Genomic DNA, 10553 nt, shown 5'->3' on the forward strand with positions numbered 1-10553 from the left:
TGAGTGAAGGTTCTATGAGTGAAGAGGTACGCGAGGTCAATTTCGACGGCCTGGTGGGACCGACCCACAACTACGCCGGACTGGCGCATGGCAACGTGGCCTCGATGCGCCACGGCGGCCTCACAGCCAACCCGCGTGAGGCGGCGTTGCAGGGGCTCGACAAGATGAAGTCGCTGATGGAGGCTGGCTACGCGCAAGGCGTGTTGCCGCCCCAGCAACGCCCCGACCTAGGGGCGCTGCGCGATCTTGGCTTCACCGGCGACGATGCGAACGTGCTGGCGCGAGCGGCCCAAGAAGCCCCACAACTGCTGCGCGCGGTGTGCTCGGCCTCGTCGATGTGGACGGCCAATGCGGCAACCGTGACGCCGAGCGCGGATGCCCCGGATGGCCGCGTTCATTTCACCGCCGCGAACCTGCAGTCGAGCTTTCATCGCTATCTCGAACCGCGCACCACCGCGCGCGTGTTGGCGGCGATGTTCCACGACGAGACGCACTTCGCGCACCATCCGGTGCTGCCGGCGACGCCGGCCTTCTCCGACGAGGGCGCGGCCAATCACACCCGGCTGTGCGCTGGGTCTGGAAATAATGGTCATGGCGAGCCCGGCGTGCACATGTTCGTCTACGGTCGCCAGGCCTTCGGTGGCGAGCACGGCCCCACGCGCTACCCCGCGCGCCAGACGTTAGAGGCGAGTCAGGCGATCGCACGTCAGCATGGCTTGAGCGACGCGCAGACGGTGTTCGCCCAGCAAAACCCCGAGGCCATCGACGCCGGTGTCTTCCATAACGACGTCATCGCCGTCGGCAATGGCCCGGTGCTTCTCTATCACGACATGGCGTTTAGAGATGAAGACGCCACGCTGGACGCATTGCGCGCGCGGATGTCGACGCCACTGATCCCTGTACGGGTGCCTAGCGAGGCGGTCAGCCTCGAGGATGCGGTGTCGACGTATCTGTTCAACTCGCAGTTGCTCTCCAACCCCGACGGCAGCATGACACTGGTCGTGCCCGGCGAGTGTCAGGAGAACGAGACCGTGTGGCGTACGATTCAGGACCTGCTGCTGGCGGGATACAACCCAATCAGCGAGGTACTGGTCAAGGACGTCAAGCAGAGCATGCGCAACGGCGGCGGCCCGGCGTGTCTGCGCCTGCGCGTCGCGCTCTCGTCAGCCGAACGTCAAGCGCTGGGTGGCCGGGTTTTGCTCGACGAGGCCCTGCATGGCGATCTCTCCGCCTGGGTCGAGCGGCATTATCGTGATCGGCTGACACCCGACGACCTTGCCGACCCGCAACTCGCTCAGGAATCGCTGACCGCCCTGGACGAACTGACGCAGCTACTGGGTATCGGCGCGGTGTATCCGTTTCAGTTGGGGTGAGATCATGCAGGCGATGCCAAATAGGGCTGAGTCTCGCTGACAGTGATCAGGAGCATGCTTGTGATCGAGAGTATCGCTATCGTCAGACTGCAGGCCGACTCGCCCCACGCCAGGACCGTGGCGGGTTGGACCCATGACGCCTGGGGGCATCTGCATCCCGATACTTCGGCCGAGGACTATTGCCGGGAATTTATCGCGCAGTGCGGCGAGGGTGGCGTTCCTTCGGTGTTCGTGGCAATGCACGAGGCGTCGCCGGTGGGCACGGCGAGCCTGGTCGCCGACGACATGAGCATCCGCCGCGAACTGACGCCCTGGCTTGCCTCGGTATTCGTGCCGCCCGGATGGCGCGGCTACGGTATCGCTTCGCGTCTGGTGCAACGGGTCGAGGCGGAAGCGCTGGCCCACGGCATCCGCCAATTCCATCTCTACACGCCCGATCAACAGGCGCTGTATCGCCGACTGGGATGGGAGGATCGCGAGGCGCTGACCTATCGTGGCGAGTCTGTGACCGTCATGAGCCGGCGGTTCAGCCTTCTTGCACCGTGACCAGCTTGGGCCGGCCGATCATCACCCCGGCGACGGTTTGCACGCTGAGCAGGCCCATCAGCAGCCACAGCGAGAGGCGCCAGTCGCCGGTGATGCCGTGCAGGGCGCCGAATACCAGCGGGCCGCCGGCGGCCATGAGATAGCCGAGGCTCTGGGCCATGCCGGAAAGCATGGCGGCGTGGTTGGCACGCCGGGTGCGCATGACGATCATGGTCAGAGCGAAGCTGAAACAGCCCCCCTGGCCGGCGCCGAGCAGGATCGCCCATAGCGTGGGCGACGCCGTGGGCGCCAGCCACAACCCTACCAGCCCCAGCGCGATCAACAGGCAAAGCCCCAGCACCAGTAGGCTATGGTGATGCAGGCGTGCAGCGAGACGCGCGATCACGTAACTCGCGGGGATGGTGGTCAGGTTGATGACCGACAGCATGCCGCCCGCAGCGGCGTCCGGGACGCCGGCGGCCGAGGCCACGGAGGGTACCCAGGTCTGCAGGGTGTAGAAGCCCAGCGATTGCATGCCCATGAATAGCGTCAAGGTCCAGGCGGTGCGGCTCTTGAACAGCCGCGTGATGCGCGTCGATTGGCCGTCGTCGCTTGCCTTGGGCCGCCGCCAGGCCATCCAGATCCATAGTGCTGTGGTGGCCACGCCGACGCCCGCCCACAGCAGGATGGGCACCGACCAGGAGCCGCTGAGGTTCATCAACGGTACGGCGGTCCCCGCGCCGAGAGTAGCACCGATTCCCATCACCACCGTGTAGAGCCCCATGGTCTGGCCGATGCGCTCGGGGCGGTCGCGCTTGACCAGGCTGGGCATGAAGACGTTGCCGAAGGCGATGCCAAGGCCGGCGAAGAAGGTCCCGACGAGCATTACCGGCAGGCTTTCGATGCCACGTAGCAGTCCACCCAGCGCGATGGCGCCGAGTGCCAGAGCGATGGCGCGGTCCAGCCCCAGGCGTGCGGCGACGCCGGGCGCCAGCGGCGAGAGCACGCCGAAGCACAGGATCATGCCGGTGGTGAACAAACTGGCGACGCCGGCGCCGATGGCCAGTGTCTGCATGATCGATTCGAGTACCGGCCCTACCACCACGATGGGTGCGCGCAAATTGATGGCCGCCAGCGCGAAGGCGACGAGCCATAGCGCAGCAGGCATGGAAGCGGCTGGGGAAGCGGAACGCGCAGACATGGACAAAGCCTTCCTCTCGAACGGGCGCGCTATCTTAGCATCTCGTTGAAAAGCTTGCCGTGGGCTGAAAGGTGAAAAGCGCAGGAGAACGAGGTAGGCAAGAGAAGAGCAAGCCGACGCCGTGAGGCGCCGGCTCGGTGTGCCGAATCAGGCTTAGCGTTCAGGCGTTGGAAAAGTGCTCGCGCAGATGTGTGCGATAGGCGTCGACATGGCCTTCGATGTCGGGTGCCTTGATGACATCGTTGGCAATGTAAGTCGGCATGGCGTCCAGGCCAATGAATGCCTGTGACTTGTGGAACGGGAAGTAGACACCGTCGACGCCGCGCGCCTCGAAGAAGTTGCCGGCTTCGTCGAAGGCCTCGACGGGCGCGTTCCAGGTCAGCGAGAGCATATAGCGCCGCCCTTGCAGCAAGCCGCCGCTACCGTACTGAAGGCTGGGGTCCTTGCGTGAGCGACCGTCGCTGGCGTAGAGCGATCCGTGGCCGGCGGTGAAGACCTCGTCGATATAGCGCTTGACCGTCCAAGGCGTGCCCATCCACCAGCCGGGCATCTGATAGACGATGACATCGGCCCACAGGAATTTCTCGACTTCGGCGTCGGTATCGTAGCCGTCGTCGACGCGAGTCTCGCGGATCTCATGGCCCATTTCGGCGAGTTCGCCGCGTGCCACATCGTGCAGGGTGTCGTTGTAACGGCCGCCGGAATGGGCGAAGGCCTTGGCGCCGTTGATCAGCAGAAACTTCATGGTGTCTTTCCCACTTCGAGTGCAGGTGAATGCAAAAGGTGGGGCAGTCTGCCGAGTCGTGGTCTTGCGATAAAGATGCCTAATTGCAAAACATTCTTGCATTAAACGTAAAGATGGCTGCGCGCATGTTCCGACGTGATGGAATCAGAGTGTCAGACGGTCGACGAAGAAATCGAGGAACGCATTGATGCGGCCGTGGAGCGCCGTATTGCGGTAGTAAACCGCTTGAATGGGCTCGTGGCGCTCGTGGGTGGTGTGGTCGAGCACTACCGTCAGGCGTCCGGCCTGGCGAGCGCCACGCGTCAGGAAATCCGCTAGGCAAGCGATGCCCACGTCGGCTTCCGCCATTTGCAGCAACGCTTCGCCGCTGCTCGAGGCGAGGGTGGGCTGGATGGTACGGCCGTCGCCGATGGGCCAACGGTTGAGCTGGGTCAAATGCGTGAAGCCCAGTAGTACATGATGCGCCAGATCCTCGACATGGCGCGGCGTACCGTAGCGTTCCAGGTAGGCGGGACTCGCCACCAGGCGTCGCCGGCTATGGCCGAGCGGACGCGCATGCAGGGTGGAGTCTTCCAGGCGCCCGATACGAATGGCGACATCAGTGCGTTGTTCGATCAGGTCGATATTGGTCTCGTGGGTGGTCAATTCCAGGCGCATCTTGGGGTAGGCCGCATGGAATTCGGCGAGATGGGGCACGATCTGATGCAGCAGAAACGGCGTAGCGGCGTCGACGCGTAGGCGTCCGGCGGGCTCGCGACGGCGCACGGTGAGTGCTTCCTCGGCGGTTTCCAAGGTACCCAGCGCCTGGCGGGCCTGGGCGATGAATGCTTCGCCTTCCTCGGTAATGTCCAGGCGTCGTGTGGTGCGGTGCACGAGGGTCGTCTCGAGCCGCTTCTCCAGGCGCGAGACGGCCCGCGAGAGCCGCGCGGTGCTAGTGCTCAGGCGCTCGGCGGCGGCAGTGAAGCCACCGGCGTCGACCACGGCGAGCAGCGCTTCCAGATCGTCCCAGCGGCTTTTCATGCCACCTCGCGATGTGCAGGGGCAGCGACCGGGATGAGCATCTTTCGGCGCGGCGCGTTACAGCTTGGGGGCGTCGAAATCGGCCGGCTCATCGGTGTACACGCAAACGTTGGCGTCTTCGACATCGCCGTCTTCGGCTTCGACGTAGTCGGCGAAGAAGGCCTGCACTTCGCGGCGCTGGCAATGGGCTTCGAAGGAGGCACGGTCGGCCCAGATCTCGTGAAAGACGATGGGATAGCTGGTGCCATCGGCGAACGGGTTGTCGATCTTCCGGGTCACGGTGTACTGGATGCAGGCGTCTTCGCGATGCGCGTTGGGCTCGAGCGCCTGGAGTGCCTGGAAAACGCTTTCTTCCTTGCCGGGCTTGGGCTTGAACTGGGCAGTGCAATAGACCTTGCTGGACATGATGACCTCTCGAATGGATACGGATGAACGTGCAGACGATACCATCCTGGTGTCTGGTATCGGTAGCTGGAAGACGCATCGCGGGCTGTCCGGCATGGCGTCTTAATCCAAAGGCGTATTGAGCACGTCGGCGCAATTGCTTATCAAGAGGGTTCGAGTCACTGTCACGCGAGGTCGCCCCCATGCGCATCGTAAAACTGGATACTCTGCGCCATGCCCTCATCGTCTCCGCGATGGGCTCTGCCACCTTGCTGGTATCGGCGTTGAGCTACCAACTGCTGATCTGATGGCGATGGCGCTCTGGCCGCCAAACGATTACGCTCTGTCGGAAAAATGCCTGCGCTCACCCATACGGCGTTAAAAATCGACTCAAAATGCTCATTTACCCTGTGTAAACTCTGCTTTTTCGCCAATTTTTGCCTTGTCTGGCCATCGCTCGCCGATTTTTCAGACAGAGCTTAGGGTCTGGGCATTGTCCCGGGAGCTTTCGTCATGTCGCTGTCTTCTCGCATGCCCCATTGCCGCTGGGCGATGGCGGCGTTACTCATCTTGGCGCTGGTGTCGTGGCTCGGCGTCACGCACGACGTGGCGATGGCCACGCTGGATGATGCTCTCTCCACGGCGTTCAAGAGCTTTGCTCTGGCCAAGGCGCTCAATGCGGCGATTTCGGTGATGCAGAGCGTCACCGCCGACGCCATGGTCTTCCAGGTGCAGTTCGGCCAGGCGCTGGACCCCGCCAACGATCTCGTCGAACGTTTCTCGTGGATCATGTTCGCCTCCACGGCCTCGCTGGCCATGCAGAAGGTCTTGATCCAGATGGCAGGCCACGCGGTCATCAAGGCGCTTTTCTCGTTGAGTTGTCTGCTGCTTGCGGTGTCGCTCGTCTGGGAGCGTGGCGTCTGGCACGAATGGGCGCGGCGAGCGTTCCTGCTGATGGCGTTCTTGCGTTTCGCGGTGCTCATCGCGGCGTTGGGCAGTACCTGGATGGGCGATGCGCTGATCGGCGACCAGCGCGAGGGGCTTTACATGGCGCTGGACCAGGATCGCGTGGTGTTTCAGGACGTCGCCGAGACGCAGGCCGGCATGCGCGAAGAAGACGACGGCATGTGGCAGCAGCTCAAGGATAAATGGGAAAGCGCCGTGGGCCATCCGGTGCGCGATCTGCTGACACGTCTGGATAGCATGACCGAGAACGTGGTGGCCTTGTCGGCGATATTCATCGTTCAGACGATTCTGTTCCCGCTGGGTTTTCTCTACCTGAGCTGGCGCCTGCTCGGCACGCTGACGGCCCCGCTGGCAGGGCGCAATCTCGTTGCTCGCGGCGCCTGATCGCAGGTACCGCTTACCTAAGTTTAAAAGGACGAGCCCGGCTGGCGTAAAAAGTCCCGTTCTTCCGGCGTCGACTCTCGGCCGAGTACCGCATTGCGATGCGGATAACGGCCAAAGCGCTCGATAATCGCCCAATGGCGCCGCTCGAAGTCCAGGTTGCGCTCCAGGCCCGGCTGATCGAAAAGCCGCAGGGCCTCCTGGTGGATCACGGGCGACTCGCTGTGCATATACGGCATATACACAAATGCGCGCTGTTCCGGTGGCAGCGTTTCATCGTCCCCACGCGCGACCAGGCGCTGGGCGAGGCTCAGTGCTAGTGGGTCCTGGGCGAAGGCCTGGGCCTGATCGCGATAGATATTGCGCGAGAACTGATCGAGCAGCAGTATTTCCGCCAAGGCGCCGCGGCTACTTTGCCGCCAGGCGTAAAGCTCGCAGCGACACGCCGCGGCGTGCAGTGCCCCGAAGCGCTCGGTGAGTACCTGATCGAACGACGTGCTCTTGTTGAACCACTGTTTGGGGCCCGCCTCCACGAACCAGAAGTCCAGTACTTGCCGCGCCTGTTCCACATCTTGCGTCATGGCTCATCTCCATTGATTGATGTACGTGCGCTCGAGCTCGAGTAACCAGGCCTTGCGCTCGAGCCCGCCAGCATAGCCGGTGAGCGTACCATCACGCCCGATCACGCGGTGACAAGGCACGACGATGGGCAACGGATTGCGCCCGTTGGCGGCGCCGACCGCGCGCATTGCCTTGAGGTTGTCGATGTCCCGGGCGATTTCCGCGTAGCTGCGCGTTTCCCCGAAAGGAATGCGTGCCAGCGCTTCCCATACGCGTTGCTGAAAGGGCGTGCCTTGAGGATCGAGCGGCACGTCGAAGTCGCGCAATTCTCCCTTGAGATAGGCGCTTAGTTGCTTGCGGCAGGCCTCGGTGAGCGACGAGGGTGCCGTCGGTGTCTCGGTGCTTTCGACGAAGGTGATCTCGCGAATTCCGTGCTCACTGGCGAGGATGCGTAGCGTGCCCAGCGGCGAGGTCGATTCGGGCGTGACGTAATCGATAGCGTAAGCGGGGGATGCCATATCAGCGACTCCAGAGTTGCAGGGTAAGATAACTGCGCCCATCGAAGCGAGCATCCCGCGATAGACGGGCTATGCGGCAGCGGTCGGGATCGAGCATGACGAGATTCCTTGAGCGGAGTAACGCTACCAGTGTAACGCGCTGGCGGTACCGGACTCGCCAGATTCGGTAGTGATATGCGCGGCGGTGGTCTCGCGGAAAATACTTAGCTTGCTATAATGCGTCCCTTTTGTGGAGCATTCTCTTGGCCCCGTCCCCTGCGCCTTCTCGACCGTCATCTCCCCGCATGCGCCGTGCCGGACTGTGGCTGGGCTTATTCGTGGCGTGCTGCGTGGCGAGTGGCGTGCTCAATTACTGGCACATGCCGGCGGGTGGCTTCATCGGCCCGATGTTGGTAGGGATCGCCTTTGGTATCGGCGGCAGCGGTCTGCGTCTGCCGAGACGCTGCTTCAAGCTCGGCCAGGGCACTATCGGCGTATTGATCGCGCACACCATGACCATGAGCGTGCTGATGACGATCCTCGATGGCTGGCTGGTGATGCTGCTGGCCACGGCCATTACGTTACTGCTCAGCCTATTGGTGGGGATCGTTCTGGTGCGTTACGGCGGTCTCCCTGGCAGCACGGCGGCCTGGGGCACTACACCCGGCGCGGCGGCGGCGATGGTGGCGATGGCCGAGGAGCGTGAAGATACCGACCCGCGGATCGTCGCGGCGATGCAATACGTGCGGGTGGTTTGCGTGGTGCTCGTGGGCGCCCTGGTGAGCCATTGGTTAGGTGTGAGCGATACGCCATCGCGTGGCGGGGGCGACTTTCCCGACGACTTGGCTGGAACGATCGATCTGCTAATCACCTTGGCGGTCGTCGGCGGTGGGGTCTGGTTGTGTGATCGCCGCTTGCCGGCGGGCGCCTTGCTGGGACCGATGCTCATCGGCACCGTGCTGCATCTCGGCGGCTGGGCGACGCTATCGATGCCCGCGCCCTTGCTGATGCTGGCGTACGGCTTCATCGGTGTCTATGTGGGATTGCGCTTCGACCGCGATGCACTGGCGACCGTGGCTCGTTCGCTGGGCAAGATGGTCATGGCCTCGATAGTGCTGATTGGGCTGTGTGCGCTTTCCGCGTTGCTGATGGTGGGGCTGATGAATACGAGTTTCATCACCGCCTACCTGGCGACTAGCCCTGGTGGACTCGACTCGATGACCATCATCGCCATCGACACGCATGCCGATGTTGGGCTAGTGGTGGCACTGCAGACGTTACGGCTTTTCACGGTAGTGCTGGTGGGGCCGGCGATGGCGCGCTTCATCGCGCGCTTCGCCCCGTCCGTGAAAGGTACGTCTTGAGCGTTTGCCTTAACGCAAAAGGGCGGCCCGAAGGCCGCCCCCATGGCGTCTAGCAACGGTTATCCAACGTCGTCTTACTTGGATCCCTTAGCGAAATACTTGTTGTAAATTTCCTGATAAGTGCCGTTGTCCTTCAGGGTTGCCAGCGCCTCGTTGAACTGGTCCGCCAGTTCTTGATCACGCTTGCGAAATGCCACGCCGAAGCCTTCGCCGAAGTACTTCTTGGGCTCGGTGATCATGTCGCCGACGACTTTATAATTGCCTTCATCGCTATCCAGCAGGGTGGACTTGCCTACCGGGAAGTCCAGGAAGGCGATGTCGACACGACCGGCATCCATGTCGAGAACAAGATCGTCGGCGGTGGAGTAACGGCTGATCTCGGCTGCGTCGCCGAACATGTCGGTGGCGTAGTTATCCTGCAGCGTGCCGCGCTGAACCCCGATGGTCTTGCCTTCGAGCGTCTTCTTGGCCGGGAAGTCGATGCCGCTGTCTTGCGGCGCAAACCAGGCGGAGGGCGGCTGGAAGTACGCATCGGAGAAGAGCACGGTCTTCTTGCGTGAATCGTTGATGGTCATCGAGGACATGATGGCATCGTACTTACGCGCCATCAGGCCCGGAATGATGCCGTCCCACGCTTGCACGACCCACTCGCACTTCCGGTCGATCTCTTCGCAGATGGCGTTGCCGAGCTCGATATCGAAGCCAGTGAGGTCACCGTCGGCCGTGCGGAATTCCATCGGCTCGTAAGGCACATCGACGCCGATACGCAAGGTATCCTGAGCGAAAGCGCTACCGGCCAGCAGGGCGCTACCGAGAAGGGTGATGGTTAGCAATTTTTTCATGGAAAGCTCTCTACGGAATTTGCAGTGTGTTGTTATGGAGCCGCCTCGTGAGCAGCCCTGAGTTTCACGTCTCGCAGCATATCGAAGCGCCGCTTTGATGCCTAGCGTCGCGTGGCTGGTTGAGGGGCAGGGTGTCAGCAGGTAGTTGCTGATCATCTTCTGCCAACGCCACGTCCCCCTCTGTGTTAACACCATAGGGTGACGGGGTTCATGGATCTGCTTTACAAATGAGGCAACGTCCGCCCGCAACTCAGACAGCGGCCGGATATCTTCATCGACGCGAACTCTTGCCATGAGAATTACCTGTGTTTGAATACAGGTGTGTAACGTTGGTGCTCATGGCGCTCCCTCCTATGCACTCATCATAGGCTAGAAGTGTCCACTAGAGTGGGGGAAGCCCAAGGAGTTATCGATGCGTGTCCACTAAACCGGGGGAAGTCCACGGTCAGGTGCAGCGCGTTGTTATGCAAATTGTTCTACGACTGTAGACAGACTTTGCGGTTTTTGGAACCGTGGTAGTGCACTAACGGCAAACCATAGTGCGGACACCGCCGATTAACCTCCCTCATCGGTTCCCTCACTTGCATCATGAAGCAGGTCATGAACCTGTTCAGCGATAGGGGTGGGAACCTGCCCATCCTTTCCGGCCTGACGCATCAGACGGTTATCCTTGAGCGCGATCGACATTGCCGCT

The 10553-nt window shown here is 62.2% G+C and carries 11 protein-coding genes; 4 read left to right on the plus strand and 7 right to left on the minus strand.

The window, feature by feature from the left end:
- Window positions 1–14: 14 nt before the first annotated feature.
- The gene (astB, locus tag OP496_RS12340) at window positions 15–1373 is read left to right on the plus strand and encodes an N-succinylarginine dihydrolase (protein WP_280563954.1); all 1359 of its coding nucleotides are present in this window, start codon (window positions 15–17) and stop codon (window positions 1371–1373) included.
- 54 nt (window positions 1374–1427) lie between these two features.
- Complete coding sequence (locus OP496_RS12345; RefSeq protein ID WP_348522007.1) at window positions 1428–1919, plus strand: GNAT family N-acetyltransferase; 492 nt, start codon at window positions 1428–1430, stop codon at window positions 1917–1919.
- On the opposite strand, the gene OP496_RS12350 is transcribed toward OP496_RS12345, so the two are convergent.
- The 4 genes from OP496_RS12350 to OP496_RS12365 form a co-directional block, all read right to left on the minus strand.
- On the minus strand, window positions 1900–3099 hold the full coding sequence (locus OP496_RS12350; RefSeq protein ID WP_280563943.1) for an MFS transporter: 1200 nt from the start codon (window positions 3097–3099) through the stop codon (window positions 1900–1902). The two genes, OP496_RS12345 and OP496_RS12350, sit on opposite strands and share 20 nt — an antisense overlap.
- Window positions 3100–3259: 160 nt before the next feature.
- Entirely contained in the window at window positions 3260–3844 is a 585-nt protein-coding gene (locus OP496_RS12355) for an NAD(P)H-dependent oxidoreductase (protein ID WP_280563944.1), read from the minus strand.
- 144 nt (window positions 3845–3988) lie between these two features.
- A complete protein-coding gene (locus tag OP496_RS12360; RefSeq protein WP_280563945.1) occupies window positions 3989–4864 on the minus strand; it encodes a LysR family transcriptional regulator in 876 nt (291 codons plus the stop codon).
- 57 nt (window positions 4865–4921) lie between these two features.
- Window positions 4922–5269, minus strand: coding sequence for a putative quinol monooxygenase (locus tag OP496_RS12365; protein WP_280563946.1), 348 nt, complete (start codon window positions 5267–5269; stop codon window positions 4922–4924).
- Window positions 5270–5761: 492 nt separating this feature from the next.
- Here OP496_RS12365 and OP496_RS12370 point away from each other — a divergent pair, with 492 nt between their 5' ends.
- Window positions 5762–6598, plus strand: a complete 837-nt coding sequence (locus OP496_RS12370; protein ID WP_280563947.1) for a hypothetical protein — start codon at window positions 5762–5764, stop codon at window positions 6596–6598.
- A 23-nt stretch (window positions 6599–6621) separates the two neighbouring features.
- Here the strand turns inward: OP496_RS12370 and OP496_RS12375 are convergent, their stop codons facing one another.
- Window positions 6622–7176, minus strand: coding sequence for a DUF924 family protein (locus OP496_RS12375; RefSeq protein ID WP_280563948.1), 555 nt, complete (start codon window positions 7174–7176; stop codon window positions 6622–6624).
- Between the two features lie 3 nt (window positions 7177–7179).
- The gene (locus tag OP496_RS12380; RefSeq protein ID WP_280563949.1) at window positions 7180–7674 is read right to left on the minus strand and encodes a methylated-DNA--[protein]-cysteine S-methyltransferase; all 495 of its coding nucleotides are present in this window, start codon (window positions 7672–7674) and stop codon (window positions 7180–7182) included.
- A 242-nt stretch (window positions 7675–7916) separates the two neighbouring features.
- On the opposite strand from OP496_RS12380, the gene OP496_RS12385 reads away from it, so the two are divergent.
- On the plus strand, window positions 7917–9017 hold the full coding sequence (locus OP496_RS12385) for an AbrB family transcriptional regulator (RefSeq protein WP_280563950.1): 1101 nt from the start codon (window positions 7917–7919) through the stop codon (window positions 9015–9017).
- Window positions 9018–9091: 74 nt separating this feature from the next.
- On the opposite strand, the gene OP496_RS12390 is transcribed toward OP496_RS12385, so the two are convergent.
- Window positions 9092–9859, minus strand: a complete 768-nt coding sequence (locus OP496_RS12390; RefSeq protein WP_280563951.1) for a transporter substrate-binding domain-containing protein — start codon at window positions 9857–9859, stop codon at window positions 9092–9094.
- Window positions 9860–10553: the final 694 nt, after the last annotated feature.

The organism is Chromohalobacter sp. 48-RD10, assembly GCF_029889785.1.
GTDB lineage: Bacteria > Pseudomonadota > Gammaproteobacteria > Pseudomonadales > Halomonadaceae > Chromohalobacter.

Coding starts and splice junctions, on each gene's coding strand:
- astB (WP_280563954.1), top strand. CDS start 15: ATGAGTGAAGAGGTACGCGAGGTCAATTTCGACGGCCTGGTGGGACCG.
- OP496_RS12345 (WP_348522007.1), top strand. CDS start 1,428: ATGCTTGTGATCGAGAGTATCGCTATCGTCAGACTGCAGGCCGACTCG.
- OP496_RS12350 (WP_280563943.1), bottom strand. CDS start 3,099: ATGTCTGCGCGTTCCGCTTCCCCAGCCGCTTCCATGCCTGCTGCGCTA.
- OP496_RS12355 (WP_280563944.1), bottom strand. CDS start 3,844: ATGAAGTTTCTGCTGATCAACGGCGCCAAGGCCTTCGCCCATTCCGGC.
- OP496_RS12360 (WP_280563945.1), bottom strand. CDS start 4,864: ATGAAAAGCCGCTGGGACGATCTGGAAGCGCTGCTCGCCGTGGTCGAC.
- OP496_RS12365 (WP_280563946.1), bottom strand. CDS start 5,269: ATGTCCAGCAAGGTCTATTGCACTGCCCAGTTCAAGCCCAAGCCCGGC.
- OP496_RS12370 (WP_280563947.1), top strand. CDS start 5,762: ATGTCGCTGTCTTCTCGCATGCCCCATTGCCGCTGGGCGATGGCGGCG.
- OP496_RS12375 (WP_280563948.1), bottom strand. CDS start 7,176: ATGACGCAAGATGTGGAACAGGCGCGGCAAGTACTGGACTTCTGGTTC.
- OP496_RS12380 (WP_280563949.1), bottom strand. CDS start 7,674: ATGGCATCCCCCGCTTACGCTATCGATTACGTCACGCCCGAATCGACC.
- OP496_RS12390 (WP_280563951.1), bottom strand. CDS start 9,859: ATGAAAAAATTGCTAACCATCACCCTTCTCGGTAGCGCCCTGCTGGCC.